The sequence below is a fragment of the Aurantimonas sp. E1-2-R+4 genome, from assembly GCF_036549515.1.
Lineage (GTDB): Bacteria > Pseudomonadota > Alphaproteobacteria > Rhizobiales > Rhizobiaceae > Aurantimonas > Aurantimonas coralicida_A.
Window position 1 is genome coordinate 121,147 of sequence record NZ_JAZHLK010000006.1, and the last position, 18,031, is coordinate 139,177.

General features: G+C 62.5%; 17 protein-coding genes and 1 pseudogene. 11 read left to right on the forward strand and 7 right to left on the reverse strand.

The genetic code is table 11. From position 1 onward, the window contains the following. From VQ045_RS04960 to VQ045_RS04975, 4 genes are all read right to left on the reverse strand, one after another. Window positions 1-933 (reverse strand): cytochrome c, encoded by a 933-nt coding sequence (locus VQ045_RS04960; RefSeq protein ID WP_327622508.1) that lies wholly within the window; start codon window positions 931-933, stop codon window positions 1-3. Between the two features lie 46 nt (window positions 934-979). Then, a complete protein-coding gene (locus VQ045_RS04965) occupies window positions 980-1,438 on the reverse strand; it encodes a c-type cytochrome (protein ID WP_327622509.1) in 459 nt (152 codons plus the stop codon). 211 nt (window positions 1,439-1,649) lie between these two features. Further along, on the reverse strand, window positions 1,650-2,252 hold the full coding sequence (locus VQ045_RS04970; RefSeq protein ID WP_327622510.1) for a superoxide dismutase: 603 nt from the start codon (window positions 2,250-2,252) through the stop codon (window positions 1,650-1,652). A 141-nt stretch (window positions 2,253-2,393) separates the two neighbouring features. Beyond that, window positions 2,394-3,257 carry a branched-chain amino acid aminotransferase gene (locus VQ045_RS04975; protein WP_327622511.1) on the reverse strand — a complete coding sequence of 288 codons (864 nt, stop codon included), beginning with the start codon at window positions 3,255-3,257 and terminating at the stop codon, window positions 2,394-2,396. 378 nt (window positions 3,258-3,635) lie between these two features. On the opposite strand from VQ045_RS04975, the gene VQ045_RS04980 reads away from it, so the two are divergent. The 3 genes from VQ045_RS04980 to VQ045_RS04990 all read left to right on the forward strand — a co-directional run bounded on the left by VQ045_RS04980 (window position 3,636) and on the right by VQ045_RS04990 (window position 5,703). Next, window positions 3,636-3,887, forward strand: coding sequence for a hypothetical protein (locus VQ045_RS04980; RefSeq protein ID WP_327622512.1), 252 nt, complete (start codon window positions 3,636-3,638; stop codon window positions 3,885-3,887). 263 nt (window positions 3,888-4,150) lie between these two features. Continuing rightward, a complete protein-coding gene (locus tag VQ045_RS04985) occupies window positions 4,151-4,813 on the forward strand; it encodes a haloacid dehalogenase type II (RefSeq protein ID WP_331829343.1) in 663 nt (220 codons plus the stop codon). A 185-nt stretch (window positions 4,814-4,998) separates the two neighbouring features. Further along, window positions 4,999-5,703 carry a L,D-transpeptidase gene (locus VQ045_RS04990; RefSeq protein WP_331829344.1) on the forward strand — a complete coding sequence of 235 codons (705 nt, stop codon included), beginning with the start codon at window positions 4,999-5,001 and terminating at the stop codon, window positions 5,701-5,703. A 91-nt stretch (window positions 5,704-5,794) separates the two neighbouring features. Here the strand turns inward: VQ045_RS04990 and VQ045_RS04995 are convergent, their stop codons facing one another. Both VQ045_RS04995 and VQ045_RS05000 read right to left on the reverse strand, forming a co-directional pair. After that, complete coding sequence (locus VQ045_RS04995) at window positions 5,795-6,034, reverse strand: TM2 domain-containing protein (protein ID WP_327622515.1); 240 nt, start codon at window positions 6,032-6,034, stop codon at window positions 5,795-5,797. Window positions 6,035-6,160: 126 nt separating this feature from the next. Further along, complete coding sequence (locus tag VQ045_RS05000) at window positions 6,161-7,822, reverse strand: helicase HerA-like C-terminal domain-containing protein (RefSeq protein ID WP_331829345.1); 1,662 nt, start codon at window positions 7,820-7,822, stop codon at window positions 6,161-6,163. Between the two features lie 169 nt (window positions 7,823-7,991). Between VQ045_RS05000 and VQ045_RS05005 the strand changes: the two genes are divergently transcribed. The 8 genes from VQ045_RS05005 (at window position 7,992) to VQ045_RS05040 (ending at window position 17,764) form a co-directional block, all read left to right on the forward strand. Continuing rightward, on the forward strand, window positions 7,992-8,366 hold the full coding sequence (locus tag VQ045_RS05005; protein WP_327622517.1) for a DUF2267 domain-containing protein: 375 nt from the start codon (window positions 7,992-7,994) through the stop codon (window positions 8,364-8,366). Window positions 8,367-8,555: 189 nt separating this feature from the next. Then, window positions 8,556-10,271, forward strand: a complete 1,716-nt coding sequence (locus VQ045_RS05010; RefSeq protein WP_331829346.1) for an HWE histidine kinase domain-containing protein — start codon at window positions 8,556-8,558, stop codon at window positions 10,269-10,271. Window positions 10,272-10,412: 141 nt separating this feature from the next. Beyond that, window positions 10,413-11,858, forward strand: coding sequence for a methylmalonyl-CoA mutase subunit beta (locus tag VQ045_RS05015; RefSeq protein WP_331829347.1), 1,446 nt, complete (start codon window positions 10,413-10,415; stop codon window positions 11,856-11,858). Continuing rightward, complete coding sequence (gene scpA / locus VQ045_RS05020) at window positions 11,855-14,020, forward strand: methylmalonyl-CoA mutase (RefSeq protein ID WP_331829348.1); 2,166 nt, start codon at window positions 11,855-11,857, stop codon at window positions 14,018-14,020. The genes VQ045_RS05015 and scpA overlap by 4 nt, the downstream gene beginning before the upstream one ends. 66 nt (window positions 14,021-14,086) lie before the next feature. Further along, complete coding sequence (locus tag VQ045_RS05025) at window positions 14,087-14,308, forward strand: AbrB/MazE/SpoVT family DNA-binding domain-containing protein (protein ID WP_327622521.1); 222 nt, start codon at window positions 14,087-14,089, stop codon at window positions 14,306-14,308. Continuing rightward, complete coding sequence (locus VQ045_RS05030) at window positions 14,305-14,691, forward strand: type II toxin-antitoxin system death-on-curing family toxin (protein WP_327622522.1); 387 nt, start codon at window positions 14,305-14,307, stop codon at window positions 14,689-14,691. The genes VQ045_RS05025 and VQ045_RS05030 overlap by 4 nt, the downstream gene beginning before the upstream one ends. Further along, complete coding sequence (locus VQ045_RS05035) at window positions 14,688-15,740, forward strand: magnesium transporter CorA family protein (RefSeq protein ID WP_327622523.1); 1,053 nt, start codon at window positions 14,688-14,690, stop codon at window positions 15,738-15,740. The genes VQ045_RS05030 and VQ045_RS05035 overlap by 4 nt, the downstream gene beginning before the upstream one ends. Window positions 15,741-15,826: 86 nt before the next feature. Then, complete coding sequence (locus VQ045_RS05040; protein ID WP_331829349.1) at window positions 15,827-17,764, forward strand: putative bifunctional diguanylate cyclase/phosphodiesterase; 1,938 nt, start codon at window positions 15,827-15,829, stop codon at window positions 17,762-17,764. 21 nt (window positions 17,765-17,785) lie between these two features. Here VQ045_RS05040 and VQ045_RS05045 read toward each other — a convergent pair. Then, window positions 17,786-18,031, reverse strand: a pseudogene (locus tag VQ045_RS05045) (IS256 family transposase); the annotation flags it as partial.

Genomic DNA, 18,031 nt, shown 5'->3' on the forward strand with positions numbered 1-18,031 from the left:
CTATTTGCCGGCGCTCTCAACCGCCGGCACGGCCTTTAGATAGGCCGCGATCGCCTCGCGATCCGTCGCGGGCAAACGCGCGATATTCTCCTGCACCGCCACCATCGCGCCGCCGACGGAATCGAAATCCGGCGTGAAGCCGCTTTCCAGATAATAGACGATGTCGGACGCCGACCAGGACCCGATCCCGCCCTTCGACGGGGTGATATCGGGAATACGCCCCTTGCCCTCCGGGTTCGGCGCGCCCGTCAGCCAGGCATCCGTATCCAGTCCGCCGACGCCGCCAAGGCCCCGCGGTGTATGGCACTGGCCACAATGGCCGGGGCCTTCCACGAGATACTGCCCGGCGCGGGCCGCGTCCGAGGCGTTCTCGCCTAGATCAACGACCGGCGCCGCATCATCGAGGAAGAAGAGCTTCCACAGACCGATGCCGCGGCGGATATTGAACGGAAAGGCGAGATCGCTCGGCGGCGCTTGTCCCACGATCGGCGGCAGCGTCTTCAGGAAGGCCCAAAGATCGGCGACGTCGCCGGGCTTCATCTTGACATAGGAGGAATAGGGAAAGGCCGGATAGAGATGCTCGCCTTCTGGATCGACGCCGCGCTGCATGGCGTTGGCGAAGTCGGCAAGGCTCCAACCCCCCACCCCGTCGGTCGGATGGGGGGAAATGTTGGGGGCGTAAAAGGTGCCAAAGTCCGTCTTCAGCGGATCTCCGCCGCCAAGATCGAGCTTCGCAGCGGCCTTTGCCTTCGACGGGGCATGGCAGGACGCGCAGCCGCCGGCCCAGAACATCCGTTCGCCCCGCACTGCGTCGCCGGATTGCTCGGGCGGCAACGTCGCCGCATCGAGCGGGTCGGGCATCGTCAGCAGATAGAAGCCGCCGGCGCCGAGGACGACACCGACCAGGACGGTGGTCAGGATGCGGTTGAGCATGTCGCCAGTGTCCGTCCCGCGCCGCGCCCCTTGCGGCTACGCGCCGTTATTTGTCCTTCTTGATGCGGAAGTCCTCGTGGCAGCTCTTGCAGTTCTCCGCCACCATGGCGAAGCTCTGCTTGAAGGCGTCGATATCCTGCGGATCGGCAGAGATCGCGGTCGCCGAATCCTTCTCGAATTTCGCGACGGCCGCCTGGAATTCTTGGGGTTTTTCCCAGATCGCCGGAGCCGCCTCGGTCTCCTCGCCGGTCTTGCTGTCCTCGGGAAAGAGCGTGCCGAACTTTTCAGCGGCCTGGTGGAAGGCCTGGAATGCCTCGGCTGCCTTGGCCGGATCGAACTCCGCCTCGCCTTTGAGCATCTGGCCCGACAGTTTGGCGGCCTTGCCGTTGCCTTCCATCAGTTCCTGCCGCTGCTTGATGGGTTCGGCATTTTGGGCAAGCACAGGCAGCGCGAACGCGGCCGCTGTCGTCGTCGCAAGGACAAGTGCGAGAGTTCTGATCTGCATTAATTCGTCTCCCGGAAGTTCATCCGCGTCTGCGGACAAGCAAGAAATATTTGAAAGCAACTTGCGGCCTGGCGCAATCGGACTTTGGTTCGGCCCCTTTCACAAAAACGTCAACGCTGCAGCTCATGGAAAAGACCCCGCAAGCTGTGCGTCTGCGGGGCCTTGATCTATCTCGCTGCCGCCATTGCGGCCAGGAGGCAGAGAACCTGCTTTAACCGGTAACGGCCTCGTAGCGCTCCAGAACGTAGTCCCAGTTGATCAGATTATCGACGAACGCTCCGAGATATTTCGGCCGGGCGTTGCGGTAGTCGATGTAGTAGGAGTGCTCCCAGACATCGACGCCGAGAATCGGCTCGGCGCCATGCACCAGCGGGTTCTCGCCGTTCGGCGTCTTCATGATCTCAAGCTTGCCGTTCTTGACGGCGACCCAGGCCCAGCCCGAACCGAACTGGCCGGCGCCGGCGGCCTCGAAATCGGCCTTGAACTTGTCATAGCCGCCGAGATCGGAGTCGAATGCCGTCTGAAGCTTGCCCGGCAGGCTCTTGCCGCCGCCGCCTGGCTTCATCCACTTCCAGAAATGGATGTGGTTGTAATGCTGGCCGGCATTGTTGAAGAGCGCCTGGTCGCTGCCGTGCGATTTCTTGACGATCTCCTCGAGCGACAGATCGGACATTCCTGCCTTTTCGGCCAGTTCGTTGCCCTTGGTCACATAGGCATTGTGGTGCTTGTCGTGGTGATATTCGAGCGTTTCCTTCGACATGTACGGGCCGAGCGCGTCGTAGGCGTAAGGAAGCTCTGGAAGGGTGAATGCCATTTGGTGCGTCTCCTTCTGGTTGGTTAGGTCTTGAGCGCAACGGGCAGACCCGGCGAGGGTTGCCCGAAACGTCAAAATTCAGCGAGGGGGAAGTTAGGGCCGACGGTTGCGTTTGCCACCGGTCGGCGTTCCAGTAAACGCTCAGCCCGCCGAGCGGGCGAATGACAAATACAGCTCACGCGCCGCCTCGTAGACGGGCCCGGGCTGGAGTTCGCGCCCCTCGATTCCGACCACCGGCACCACCTTGGAGTGGTTGCCGGTTGAGAAGATTTCGTCGGCATCGAGAAATTGGGCCACCGTCAGCGACGCCTCGACCACTTCCCTGCCCTCCTCGCGCAACAGCCCGATCACCCGCTGCCTTGTGATCCCGTCGAGGAAACAGCCGTTGGGAACCGGCGTGAACATGGTCCCGTCCTTGACCATGAAGAGATTGGACGTTCCCGTCTCCGCGACGTTGCCGAGCATGTCGAGCACCAGCGCGTTGTCGAAGCCGCGCGACTTCGCCTCCATGATCGCTCGGCCGTTATTGGGGTAGAGACATCCGGCCTTGGCCAGCGTCGGCATGGTTTCGGGCGTCGGCCGGCGAAACGGCGAGACGCCCAGCGAAAATCCCGAGGGCGCGATCATCGGCGCTTCATAGAGACAAAGGCAGAAGCGCGTCGTCTCCGGGTCGGCCGGAACGCCCATGTAGCCGCCATCCTCGGCCCAGTACATCGGCCGGATATAGACGGCGGTCTTGCCATCGAACCCTTCAAGCCCCTCGCGGGTCAGGCGCACGATTTCCTGCGGTGTCACCGTCGCCTTCAGGCCGAGCGCCTGGGCCGAGCGGTTGACGCGCTCGCAGTGCCGATCGAGGTCGGGCGCGAGGCCATCGAACCACCGCGCGCCATCGAACACGGTGCTGCCGAGCCACATCGCATGGCTGCGCGGGCCGATGAGACCAGGGTTGCCGTCATGCCACTCGCCGTCGATGAAAGTCCGCGTGCGAGTCATTTTCTGTGGCATGGCGAAGCTCCAAATTGGGCGGACGGGGACTGCACGGCGACACGATTGCCGCCAAGGCGGACTACCTACGCGTGGGAGAAGAGTATCCGTTCTGCGCTAGCGACGGCCTGGCAGCAGAGTCAACCGCTCGATAACGAAATCCATGAAAATGCGGGAGAGAACATTACGACCGCAGAAACGATTGAACCATACAATCATCGTGGAAAGGCAAATTGATTCGCCGTGCTTGAAGGAATCGAGCACGCGCCATCGCGGGGGCCGGCAATGAGGACAAGATTTCTTCGCGATCTGCATGATCAGCGCCGCTGGTGTCGCCGTCGCACGCGCCTGAGACCGGTGAAACTCGTAACGCGGTGTCACAGGTTTCTGGACGATGGAATGGTGGTTGATATATCCGATGGTGGGCTCCGCGTGCGCCGTTATTCAGGAAATCATCTGCCGTCGCAGCTGGCGATCTACGATCAGTCCGATCGAGTCTTTCGCCCAGTCGTTGTTGCGTGGCGACGGGGCGACGAAATCGGACTGCGGTTCACCGACAGCATGATTCCGGCCACCCCGCCCGAAATTGAGCGCCTGTCGGGTCGCTCGGATTGGAACGACGTCTATATCCTAAAAGGACTTCCTCTTTGAGGTGCTCTGGATGCTGACCGCCAAGTCTAGCGCGGCAAAATAAGCTGCGCCGTTTCCGGCACATCGTGGTCGTTGAGGTCCGCGGGTTACCCTGAGCGTGGACGCGGCGTGCCGGCCGGATACCCGACCATCGGCCCAGCGAAGAAGGCCCGGCTCTCGATCGGATTATCGCCGACGGCAGCGGCGACGCTTCCAATTGCCGCGACGGGTCCATATGACCGTCCAAAGCCAGAGCGTCCGCTTACACGATCAGGGAGACCCCATTGCATTCCGTCTATGTCTTCGACGCCTATGGCACGCTGTTCGACACCGGTGCCGCCGTCTCCCGCCATGCCGGTGACCTGGGAGAATCGGGCCGGCTTCTCTCCGAGATCTGGCGCCGCAAGCAGCTCGAATATTCCTGGGTCCGCGGCCTGATGGGACGGGCCGAACGGGATTTCTGGCAGCTGACGGAAGACGCCCTCGACTACGCCTTCAAAAAGGTCCCATCGGCGGACCCGGCGCTGCGCGACAAATTACTCGAGGCCTATCGCGACCTCGACGCGTTCGAGGAAGTGCCGGGGACCCTCAGAGCGCTCAAGGAGCGGGAGGCACGCCTCGCGATTCTGTCCAATGGCTCGCGGGAGATGTTGAAGCGGGCGGTGCGCTCGGCGGGAATCGAGGATCTGTTCGACGTGGTCTTCTCGGCCGAAGACTGCGGGGCCTACAAGACCGCCCCGGCCATGTACGAATTGGTGACGACACGCTTTCGGCTCTATCCGGACGCCGTGTCGTTTCAATCATCCAATCGCTGGGACATCGCGGGGGCCAGGCAATTTGGCTTCAACACCGTCTGGATCAACCGTGGCGGTGAGCCGGACGAGTATCTGGATCTGTCGCCGAATGCCGTCCTGGCGGACCTTCGCAGCCTGCCGAATCTCGTCTGATCATAGCTCGCCAAGTCATAATCGCACTTGGACGGACGCAGGTCTGTTCGCGGCTATCGCCGAGGGGCGATCAAACGGATGTGATCGAAATGGAACCGAACAACTTGAAAAGTGTTCGCACGGTAACAACAATTTACGGCTTTCGCTCGTAGGGTGGCGGCCGATAAGAAAAACAGGCTGGATAGATGACGAATAACGGCAACTCCCTCTTCACGCGTCGCAAACTGCTCCTTGGCTTCGGTCTCGGCGCCACAGCGATTGCGACAGGCTGCACCACCGGACCGCGCGCCAAGATCGCATCGGTGGCACCCTATCCCGTAGAGCGCGGGATCGAACCCAAATATGTGTCGATGTACGGGCCTGTGGTCGACGATGGATACCGGATTCCGGCCGTCGATCTGAAGCGCGTCGATCCGAAATTCTATCGGCAGGAGGTCGCTGATCCGACCGGCGAAGCGCCCGGGACAGTGGTCGTCGATACCGCGAATTATTTTGCTTATGTGGTGATGCCGGGTGGCCGCGCGATGCGCTACGGCGTTGGCATCGGACGGGCGGGCTTTTCCTGGAGCGGCCGGGCCAAGGTCCAGTGGAAGAGGAAATGGCCGACCTGGACGCCGCCCAGGGAGATGATTGCCCGGGAGCCGAGCCTCGCCAAATATGCGGACGGCATGGAGCCGGGTCTCGCCAACCCGCTGGGCTCGCGCGCGCTCTACATTTTCCAGGGTGGTAAGGACACGCTCTACCGTCTGCACGGGACGCCGGAATACTGGACGATCGGGACGAACTCCTCGTCGGGCTGCATCCGCTTCATGAACCAGGACGCGATCGATCTTTATGATCGTGTCAAGTCTGGCTCGCCGCTGGTCGTCACCCAGATCGGCATGGTCTGACCGGGCTATCCTGCGATCATTTCCATTCGAAGGGGCGGGAGATTCTCTCGCCCCTTTTTTGTTGCGGGATCGGCTTTGTCGCAGGTTGGTATTACCGCAGGCGATCGCGCTCACGCTCCATATGGTCGACGCGGCTTTCGAGATTCTCTTCGCGCACCATACCGGGAATGAGGAACAGGTCGATCAGCTGGCCGATGCCCATAAGCCCCAGGGTGAGAAGCCATAAGAGACCGGTCCACGGCCGGCCGAGATAGAACCGGTGCAGGCCGCAGATCGCGCCGAAGCCCAGCAGCCACAAAATGTAAGAAGCGAGCGTCGACTTCCGGTTCATGGATCTTCCTTCGCAACGGTTAGCCGGGGCGAAAATGGGGTGTCGCCGGGTCGTTGGAAAGGTCGCCGGGTCATTGAGTCCTCAACGTGGCGCCGGGCGACGTCTGGGATCTACCGCCGTGCCCGCTCAGCGGCCGCGTTTGAAGCCGCCGAGCACGCCGCGCAGGATCGCCCGCGTCACGGTCGAGGCGACGGTTCGGCCTACCTGCTTCATCACCGTTTCGGTCAGCGTCTGTCGCTGATAGCCGGAGGAGCGTCGACGCCGCTTCGGCGCCGGGCCGCGGCGCGGGGCGGCCTCGTCGACCTCTTCGACCTCCTTTGTGTCGTCGCGCCCGCCATCGCCGAGCCCGAAATCGGGAAGCTGGAAGCCGGTGCGCGTGCGCCGCCCTTCGGCGGCCTCCGCCCGCCGCATCGATTCACCCTCGCGGCTCGCCTTCTCCGTCTCGGCTTCGAGCCGACGTTGCTCTTCTTCCTGACGAAGCTCGGCCTCGGCTCGCCCGACCAGCATTTCATAAGCCGATTCCGGATCGATCGCCTGGTCGTACTGTCCCGCGACCGGGCTCTTGGCGATGATCGCGTCGCGCTCCGCGTCGTTGAGCGGACCCAGACGCGCCGAGGGTGGACGGATCAGCGTGCGCTCGACCATCGACGGCACGCCTTTTTCGCCCAAGGTCGACACCAGCGCCTCGCCAACGCCGAGTTGGGTGATCGCCTCATAGGCGTCGAATTCCGGGTTGGGGCGGAAGGTCTCGGCCGCCGTCTTCACCGCTTTTTGTTCGCGAGGCGTATAGGCACGCAGCGCGTGCTGGACGCGATTGCCGAGCTGGGCCAGCACGCCGTCCGGCACGTCGAGCGGATTCTGGGTGACGAAATAGACGCCGACACCCTTGGAGCGGATCAGCTTGACCACTTGCTCGACCCGGTCGACGAGGATCTTCGGGGCGTCGTCGAATAGCAGATGCGCCTCGTCGAAGAAGAAGACCAGCTTCGGCTTCTCGGGGTCACCGATTTCGGGCAACTCCTCGAACAGTTCCGACAGCAGCCACAAGAGGAAGGTCGCATAGAGGCGCGGATTCATCATCAGCTTGTCGGCGGCCAGCATGTTCACGATGCCCCGTCCGTCGCGGTCGGTGCGCATCAGGTCGGTGATCTTGAGCGCCGGTTCGCCGAAAAAGCTTTCGGCGCCCTGCTGTTCGAGCACCAGCAGCGAGCGCTGGATCGCGCCGACGGAGGCCTTGGCGACATTGCCGTAAAGCTTGGAGATGTCGCCGGCGTTTTCCGCGAGATGCGCCAGCATCGCCTGCAAATCCTTGAGGTCGAGCAGCAATAGCCCCTCCTCGTCGGCGATCTTGAAAGCGATGTTGAGAACGCCTTCCTGGGCATCCGACAGGTTCATCAGGCGCGATAGCAGCAGCGGCCCCATCTCGGAGATAGTGGTGCGGATCGGGTGGCCCTTCTCGCCGAAGATGTCCCAGAACACCACCGGGTAGAAGTCGTTGTAATACGGGTCCAGGCCGATTTTCTCCGCCCGCTCCACCAGGAAGTCCTTGCCCTCGCCGCGCATGGAAATGCCGGACAGATCGCCCTTGATGTCGGCACAGAAAACCGGCACGCCAGCTTCCGAGAACCCTTCGGCGAGGATCTGCAGCGTCACCGTCTTGCCGGTGCCGGTCGCGCCGGTGACCAGGCCATGGCGATTGGCAAGCTTGAGGTCGAGATACTCGCCCTTCTTGACCGCATCGTGCGGGTCACGGCTGCTTCCCAGAAAAATCCGCCCAGTTTTCTGCATCCACCATCCCTCGCTCATTGACCATTGGGGTTATAGCCAGCCAGCGGCTTGGAACAAGCGCGGCGAGCGATAAGCGCGCGTTCGTCGATTGCGTCGGCGATCAGGCTTTGCCAAGCTTTGCAGCAACCGGCCCCCTCTTTCCGAGGCGCGGCGGCAGGAGGAGATGTCCATGGACGAGCTGTTGGCGAAAATCGCGGCGGAGACGGGTCTTGAGTCATCCACCGCCAAGGTCGCGATCGGTCATATCCTGACCTATCTCAAGGCCGAAAGTGACGATCCCGCCGTCGGCAAGATGATTGCCGAAACGCCGGGGGCTTCGGACGCGATCGCTACGACCGGTGGCGACGACGAGGGTGGTTTCCTTGGCGCCGCGATGGGCGGCGGCATCATGGGGCTCGGTTCGAAGCTGATGGGGCTCGGCCTCGACATGGGTCAGATTCAGATCGTCGCGCGCGAACTCGCCGCCTTCGCGAAAGCCCATTCCGATCCCGAAACCGTCGATCGCGCACTGGCGTCGGTGCCCGGATTGTCGTCCTTCGTCTGACCGCGGCATCGGAAACTCTGCCAGGCTTTCACCGCATCGACCAATCTCGCCAAAAGCACTCATCCCACCAAACGGTTATGGAATACCGGCCGAGACTGACGTATGGTCGTGGGATAAACGCAGGGGTTCGTTACCAGCAGGGGCCGTGGCGCAGATCGAGGATCCAAGTGCCGCGGAATATTGTCACTGATGAGTGTCGAAGCGGACGTCGCTCGCTCGCTGCCCGACAGGCTGCGATCTTTCCTGTCGTCGCCCAGACGGGCGCGATGGGCGATGCTTTCGCGCGCCATGCGGAGACCGCCTCTCCTCGCCCATCTCGTGCTGTTTGCTCTGATCGTCCTCATTCCCGCGCTGCTGTTCAGCGCGTTTCTGGTGCTGCAGTTCTCCGAACAGCAACGTGAAATCGCGGCCGCGCAAGTGAACGATACGGCCGAAATCGTCTCCAACGCCGTCGATCGGGATATTTACGGCATGATCACCAGCGGCAAGGTGCTGGCCTCCTCGCCGTCTCTGGTAAACGGACAACTCGCCGGCTTTCACGAGCGAACAGTAGCCGCTCTCAGAACCACCGAGACCAATGCCGAGTTGATCGACCCGGCGCTTGGAGTCGTCGTTTCGACGCTGGAGCCTTATCCTCCCGCGCCGAGGAAGAGCGAATACACAAAGACCATCGAGCAGGTGTTCAAGACCCGTCGGCCGCTGGTCTCCGGCGTGTTCTTCGGCGCGCGGGCCGACCGCTTCATGTTCCATGTCGCGGTCCCGGTGATGCGGGATCAGACGGTCACCTATGTGCTGGTGATCAACAAGGCCGCCGATGCCCTCGACGCCGTCATCGCAAATCGGAACCTGCCGCGCGAATGGTCCGCGATCATCAAGGACGCCGAAGGCCGGCGCGTTTTTGCCGCGGTAACCAGCGAGGGACGGATGGAAGCCCAGCAAGGGATTTCCTACGACAACCCGTCGATCCTGGAAACGCTGGGCGCGCGCATGAGCGACGATCTCATCGAGGCGTCGACGGTCTCCAGCCTGTCCAACTGGACGACTACCGTCGCCGTGCCCAACGCCGTCATCGTCCGACCGGCACTCAGATCCTGGATACTTTTGATGAGTGCCGGGATCCTGCTTCTGCTGTTCTCGATCATGCTTGGCATCATTTTCGGCCGGCGCATCGCGGCACCGATCCTGCAATTGTCGCAGCAGGCCGAGGCGATCGGCAAGGGCGAACCGGCAATGCCGTTCGGGACCGATATCGCCGAGATCGGCGCGGTCTCGAAGGTTCTGGCGCAGGCCTCGCGCGAGCGCCGCGAGGCCGAGGAGCAGAACCGCTTTCTCATGCGCGAGATGACCCATCGCGCCAAGAACCAGTATGCGCTCATCGCCGCCATCGCTCGGCGCGCCGCAAAGGAGAGCGCCAATACCAAGCAGTTCCTCGATACGCTGTCCGAAGCATTGGGGTCGCTTGCGCGGTCCGCCGACCTCCTCGCTGGCCGTGGCTGGGAAAGCGCCATGCTGGCCGACCTCGTTGACAGCCAACTCAAGGCGTTCGGCGCCGGCGGCGAGCAAATCGAACTGGACGGCCCCGCCATTCGCCTCAATTCGACCGCAGCACAGACGATCGGGCTCGCACTGCACGAATTGGCGACAAACGCGGCCAAGTACGGCTCGCTCTCGGTTGCCGATGGAACCGTGAAAATATCATGGTCGATCGCCGAGAAGTTCGAGCTTATCTGGCGTGAAATCGGCGGCCCAACGGTCGTCGAACCCAGACACGCCGGATTCGGCACACTCATCACCCAGAAGATGACATCGCGGGGCTTGGGCGGGGCGGTCGAGATGAACTACGCCCCGGCCGGCGTCGTCTGGAAGCTGGTCGCGCCCAAAGATGCCGTCATCGCGTGCGACTAGAGCATGGAACGCCCCGTGCAGGGGACGTGAGCCGAAGGCTGCATTTCGCCGACGCCGGAGAGGCGCTATTGAGGCGGGTGTCGAAGGTCGCTTTGGGATCGCTGCGAAGGCGAAACGCGGTGCGGCCCACAGGGAGGTGCAATGACGGCGCTGACGATCGAGGCCATCGATTTTCCGGAAGCTGGCGATGCCGAATGGCGGAGCCTGGTGGAAAAGGGCCTGAAGGGCCGGGATTTCGAGTCGCTTGCCGCGCGGGCCGAGGACGGTTTTACCTACGGCCCCCTGCACGGCCGCAAGCGCGACGCGTCTGCGCTCGCACGCTCGGCGGGCGGGCGATGGGCGGTATTCCAGCGCGTTGATGATTCCGACGCCGCGCGCGCCAATACGCAGGCGCTGGCGGATCTGGAAGGCGGGGCCAATGGTCTGTCTTTGGTTTTCGCCGGGTCGGCATCGGCGCACGGGTTTGGACTTCCGATGGAAGGCGATGCGATCGCCCGCGCGCTCGCCGGCGTGAAGCTGGAGATGATCTCGCTGAGGATCGAGCCGCATATGGACGCGCGGCGCGCCGTCGAGACGATCCGCACGCTGGCGAAAGATCGCGGCCAGGATTTCGAGACGCTTTCCCTCGACCTGTGCCTCGACGCGATCGGTCCGTTTGCCTTTACGGGAAGCTTTCCCGGTCCCGAAAGTGATTTTCGGGCGCATTCGGGCCGTGCCACGAAGTCGCTACGCGGGAGCGGCTTTCGCGGCCGTATCGCCGAGGCGGACGGGCGCGTCTTCCACGACGCGGGCGCAACCGCCGGACAGGAACTCGGCGCCGTGCTGGCGACGGCGCTCTATTACCTCAGGGCGATGCTCGATGCCGGCCTCGGCCTCTCCGATGCGGCGGCGGCGATCGGCTTCACCCTGGCAGTCGATCAACGGCAGTTCGAGCAGACCGCGAAACTGCGGGCCTTGCGTCTTCTCTGGGCCAAATTGCTGGAGGAATGCGGCGATTCGGCCCCGCCTGCTGCCGGCATCCACGCCGAGACCTCCTGGCGCATGATGGCGGCCAAAGACCCGCACACCAACATCCTGCGTGCGACGATCGCTGCCTTCGCGGCCGGAACCGGCGGCGCCGACAGCCTGTCCGTTCTGCCATACACCGCCCCGCTCGGCCTTGCAGATCCTGCCGCGCGGCGACTGGCCCGCAATATCCAGATCATCCTGCAGGACGAATCCGGTCTGGCGCGTGTGACAGATCCGGCGGCAGGTTCCGGCGGCATCGAGGCACTTACCGACCTGACCGCGGAGGTCGCCTGGAGCGAATTTCAGAAGATCGAGGCGGAAGGCGGCATCTTCGCGAGCCTCTCCGCCGGCGTCCTGCAAAATCGCATTCTGGACGCGCGAGCGGCCAGGGCCGTCCAACTCGCGGAGGGGAAAACCGTCATCGTCGGCGCCAACCTCTACCCGCTCGATGAGGAGCGACATCACGTTCTCCTGGGGCAGGCCCCCGGCGCCGAGCCGCCGCCACAGCCGACTGGGCAAACCCGCTGCGAGCCGCTGCGCCCATACCGAACCAGCGAGACCGTGGAGGCATCGGCGTGACCAAGGTTCCTGATTTCACCCGCATCGCGTGGAGCCGGCCGACGCAGCCTGCCCTCGCGAAGACGCTTGGCGAGACCTTCGAGACGCCGGAGGGAATCCCGATCGCCGGGGCCTATGGCGCCGAGGATATCGCGGACCTGCCGTTCCTGGACACCTATCCGGGCATCGCTCCATACGTGCGTGGCCCCTACCCCACCATGTATGTCGAAAAGCCCTGGACGATCCGGCAATATGCCGGTTTCTCGACAGCGCAGGAGTCGAACGCCTTTTATCGCCGCAATCTCGCGGCCGGACAGAAGGGGCTCTCGGTCGCCTTCGATCTGGCCACCCACCGCGGTTACGATTCCGACCATCCGCGTGTCGCGGGCGACGTCGGCATGGCGGGCGTCGCGATCGATTCGATCATCGATATGCGTCAGCTCTTCGACGGCATTCCGCTCGATGAAATGAGCGTCTCTATGACGATGAACGGCGCGGTGCTGCCGGTTCTGGCGCTCTATGTCGCGGCCGCCGAAGAGCAGGGCGTTGCCCAGAAGGATCTGTCGGGGACCATTCAGAACGACATCCTGAAGGAGTTCATGGTCCGTAACACCTATATCTACCCGCCCAAACATTCGATGCGGATCATTTCGGATATCTTCGCCTACACCTCGAAGCACATGCCGAAATACAACTCGATTTCGATTTCCGGCTATCACATGCAGGAAGCCGGGGCTACGGCGGATCTGGAACTCGCCTATACCATCGCTGACGGCATCGAATATGCCCGGGCGGGCGTCGCGACGGGTCTCGACATCGATCACTTCGCCCCCCGCCTGTCGTTCTTCTGGGCGGTGGGCATGAACTTCTTCATGGAGGTCGCCAAGCTCCGCGCGGCGCGGCTGATCTGGGCCGCGCTCATGCAGAAGAACTTCGCGCCGAAGGATCCGCGCTCGCTGTCGCTGCGCACCCATTGTCAGACCTCGGGCTGGTCGCTGACGGCCCAGGATGTCATGAACAACGCGGTCAGAACCTGCGTCGAGGCGATGGCAGCGACGCAAGGCCATACCCAGTCGCTGCACACCAACTCTTTCGACGAAGCGCTGGCGCTGCCGACCGACTTTTCCGCCCGGATCGCCCGCAACACCCAGCATGTGCTGGCCCGCGAATCCGGCACCACATCCCCGATCGATCCCTGGGGCGGTTCGGCGTATGTCGAACGGCTGACGCATCTGCTCGCGGAGAAGGCCCTTGCCCACATCGCCGAGGTTGAGGAGATGGGCGGCATGGCTGCGGCCATCGAAAAGGGCCTGCCCAAACTCAGGATCGAGGAAGCGGCAGCCAGGACCCAGGCACAGATCGATTCCGGCGCCCAGACCGTCGTCGGGGTCAACAAATTCCTCAATGATGTCACCGACGACATCGACGTGCTCTCCGTCGACAACGCCGAGGTGCGGCGCCAGCAGATCGAAAAGCTCAAGCGCCTCAAGGCCGAGCGCGACGACACCGCGACGCATGCCGCCCTGGCGGCGCTGACGGCGTCGGCCGAGCGTGGCGACGGCAATCTCCTGGAACTGTCGATCGCCGCGGCCCATGCCAAGGCGACCGTCGGCGAAATGGCTGGGGCGCTGGAAAAGGTATTCGGCCGGCATGTCGCGACGACGAAGGTCATCGCCGGCGTCTACAAAAGGGAGGCCGGCGCGATGGCGGGGCGGATCGAACATATCCAGGCGATGAGCGCGGCTTTTGCCGAGGCCGAGGGCCGCCGGCCGCGCATTCTTGTCGCCAAGATGGGCCAGGACGGCCATGATCGCGGCCAGAAAGTCATCGCTTCGGCCTTCGCCGATCTCGGCTTCGACGTCGACATCGGGCCGCTGTTTCAAACGCCAGAGGAAGCGGCCCGCCAGGCCGTCGAGAACGACGTCCACATCGTCGGCGCATCGTCGCTGGCGGCCGGGCATCTGACCCTCGTTCCGGCGTTGAAGGCGGCGCTGGAAGCGGAGGGACGCGGCGACATCATGATCGTCGTTGGCGGCGTCATCCCGCCGAAGGACGTCGACACCCTCAAGGCGGCCGGGGCCGCCGCCATCTTCCTGCCGGGAACGGTCGTCGCCGAAGCGGCCGAGGACTTGCTGCGAGCCCTTTCCCGTCACCTTGGCCATGAGAAGGCGGCGGCCGAATAGTCTCTTGCCACTCCCTTGGTTCAACATTAGTTATAACGCCAGAACCTGGAGATCGGAGGCATTGCCATGAACACCGTCATTCGCAAGATCGGCAATTCCGAAGGTGTGATCCTGCCCAGGGAGGTGCTGGAACAGGCGGGATTTGCCACCGGCGACTCTCTTGAAATCGTCCGGACTCCCGATGGCGTTCAATTGGTTCGGGCAGATTCGCCCTTCGGCCGTCAGATGCGTTCGGCCCGCGAGGGGATGCAGAAATATCGTACTGCCCTGCGTGAACTGGCGAAATGACCATTGAGTGGTTGAGCCGGGAGGTCGTGGAGGCCATTCACTACGAACAATTGTCGGAGCATGGCGGGCTCGCCGGGATCAGAGACGAGAACGCGCTGGAAGCTGCACTGGATCGGCCGCTGAATAAGGCGGCTTATGATGAGCCCGACCTTTTCGATCTTGCCGCCGCCTATTTGTATGGCATCGCTCGCAATCACCCTTTCAGCGATGGCAACAAGCGGACCGCCTATCTCGCCGCCTACGTCTTTCTCGACATTAACGGCTACGACATCACCGCCGACAACGGCATGGTCTACCAGTTCGTCATGGATGTCGCGGCTGGCGCCGTCGGCGAGGACAGCGCCGCGCGCTGGTTCCGCGATTTCACGGAAAAGCGTCGATGATCGAGGCCTATGTCCCGAGCGGTGCCAGAATGCACGCGGTCCGGGCATCGCCCGACGCAATCCCGACCGAGGCTGTCTGGATCGACCTGCTCGATCCGCATCCAGACGAAATCGCCGCCGTCGAACAGTTATGCGGCATCGACGTGCCGACCCGCGAAGAAATGGTCGAGATCGAGGTGTCGAGCCGGCTCTATTCCGAGGACGACGCCGACTTCATGACGGCCTCGGTCGTGTTCGGGTTGGACGGCGGCAAGCCGTCTTTCGCCCCGGTCACCTTCATGCTCGCCGACCGCCGGCTGATCACGCTGCGCTATAGCGCGCCGAAAAGCTTTGCAATCTACGCGACCAAGCTCTGCCGCGAGACACCGCGCCATGGTGGCGCTGCGGACAGCGGCGCCCAGCCCGGCGCCGCCGAAAAGCCGGCCGTCAGCCGCGGCGATCGGCCGCCGTCGGCGGACACGATCCTGATCGGGCTTCTCGAGACAGTGATCGACCGGGTCGCGGACCTCCTCGAGACCATCTCGGCGGACCTGGACAGCATCGGCGAGGACATCTTCTCCTCTTCGGCGCGCAAGAAGCCGACCGGCACCAAGGATTTCAAATCGCTGCTGCGGCGCATCGGAGCGGCCGGCGACCTCACCTCCCGCGCGCGGGAGGGCCTGGCGACGCTCGATCGCCTGCTCCCGTTTCTTCAGCTTGCCCTCGACCGCCGCAAATCCAGCGCCAAAGACGCCAAGCCGCGCGTGAAGGCGATGGCAAGGGACGTCCATTCGCTCAACGACTTCGTCACGTTCCTGTCCAACAAGACAACATTCCTGCTCGACACCACGGTCGGCATGATCTCGATCGAGCAGAACGCCATTATCAAAATCTTCTCGGTCGCCGCCGTCGCCTTCTTGCCGCCAACCCTGATCGCCTCGATCTACGGCATGAATTTCCGTTTCATGCCCGAACTCGGCTGGACCTTCGGCTATCCTGCCGCGCTCGCGCTGATGGTGGTCTCGGCGATCGTTCCAATGCTGTTCTTTCGGTACAAGAACTGGCTGTAGCCCAGCAACCCTGAGTGGTAAAATCTAGCATAAATTTGTTTTTAATCGTCACACTGTATTCTGGATTCCTTCGGTTGATTGGAGCGATGGTGCAGTTCGCGATTAAGAGGCTTCAGGCGATCCAGGCTGGCAGGCGCCCCGATCGTTACAAACAGATGCTCTTCGCCGACGCTGGCAATTTTGCTCGCGGGTGCGCCTTTACGCTTGTCGCTTGCATTGCGACGGCGATACAGACCGATATGCCGAGCGTCTGGGCAATCTTTGCCGCATTGAGCTTGGTAACGACCGTCCGCGTATCAGCGATCTATTATGGCGCACGGCGTGCCGACGACGACCGCGAGTCCGTCGCTATCGCAAAGCGCTTTTACGAGGTGACAGGCGTCATTCACGTCCTTCTCATCGGCGTTTGGCCGATGGTGATTTTCGCAGCTGACCAAACCTATGTCGCAGCCGAACTTTTTTCGTTCGCGACAGCCTTGTGTTTTATGACAGGCCTCGTTGGACGAAATTACGCCTCCAGAAAGCTGGTTGTCCTGCAGTTGTCGGCGGCCGGTGTCCCTATGTCCCTCGGACTCGCTTGGCAGATGGACGCATGGCACCTCCTTTTCGCTGCCCTTTTCGTGATGTTCTGCATGACCTTGCTTAGGATCGCGGACGGAATGCGGGGAATGATGGAAGAGACCGTTGCGGTTGCCGAGCAAAACTTTCATCTCGCTCACATCGACGGCCTTACCGGCTTGCCGAACAAGGGCCAGATGGTCCGTATTCTCGATACCGCGATCCATCACGGGGAGGCGATTGCGTTGCATTTCGTCGATCTCGACCGTTTCAAGCGCTTGAACGACACTTACGGTCACGCATTCGGGGATCGCGTCCTGGCCATCGCCGCGCGTCGCATGGAGGAGGTGAGCGAGGATGAGACTGTCGTTTCCCGATTTTCCGGCGACGAGTTCGTGATCCTGCAGCATCTGAACGGCGAACCGCGGCAGGAAGCGACCCGCTTCGCCAATCTTCTGATCACCGCGTTAGCGAACCCGCTCTCGATCGACGGAATATCGGTCACATCGAAATGCAGCGTCGGCACCGCGCTCTTTCCCGGCGACGCTCGAACAACCGCCGAGTTGCTTCAGCGCGCAGATCTTGCGCTTTATAAATCGAAGTCCGCGGGACGCGGGAGGCACTCGCGATTCGACGCCGAGATGGAGAGCGTCGAGATCGAACGCATGAGGATCGAGTCAAATCTGCGCAGAGCGCTCGATGCAAACGAACTGACATTTGTATTTCAACCCATCGTCAATCCCCAATACGGCCGCATCAGCACATGTGAGGCCCTCTTGCGTTGGGATGATCCCGTCCATGGCGCGATTTCCCCGGCGGTTTTCTTGCCAATCGCCGAGGAAAGCGGCCTTATGCCGGCAATCACCGATTATACCATCGACATGGCATGCGCGGCGGTCGCTACTTGGCCCCCCAATAAACGGGTTGCCGTCAATATTTCACCGAGCCAGCTGAATCGCGACGACATCGTCGATGTCATACTTCGATCTGCGGCCCGCCACTCGGTCGCCCCATCGCAGCTTGAGGTCGAGATAACCGAAAATATCTTTCTCGATCGCGATCCGGAAATTTTTCGACGGCTCGATATCTTGCACGCGACCGGGATCAGACTGTCCCTTGACGACTTCGGGACCGGCTATTCAAATCTCGAATATATCACTCGGCTACCCCTCGATAAGGTCAAGATTGACCGGCGTTTCATACGAGAGGCGCTTGAGAACAACAGGGAGCGCGCCTTGCTCCGTGGCATTCTCGGCTTGGTCGAATCCATCGGACTTGGCGTAGTGGTGGAGGGCGTCGAGCGAACCGATCAACTGGAATTTCTCACTGCAGAACTACCGTCAGCGGAGATTCAGGGCTTCATTTACGGCCCTCCGTTGCGCCCCGAGATGATCCGGGATCTGCTCCTGGCCGGCCGGCCGCCCGTCCAATCGGGGGATGTCCCGAAGTTTGTTGAACTTCGTTGAGCGGCGATGCCGGGTTGAACGTTACGCGGCCCTCGAAGCAGGGGCAACGAACTTTTCTGCATTTCGGCGCTGATGGGCAAGGAGGGCGGCCCGCAGAATCGGCAGCTGCTTGTGAGCCTTGAGCTTGCGGAAGCCCTTGGCGGCCTCGATCATGCCGGCGGCGACCCATCTCAGAGCCATTTGTCCGTTCCGCCACCGCTTCACGTTGTGCGTGACGCGCCGGATCGTACCCATCATGTTCTCGGCGATGTTGGTGCAAGCCAGCGA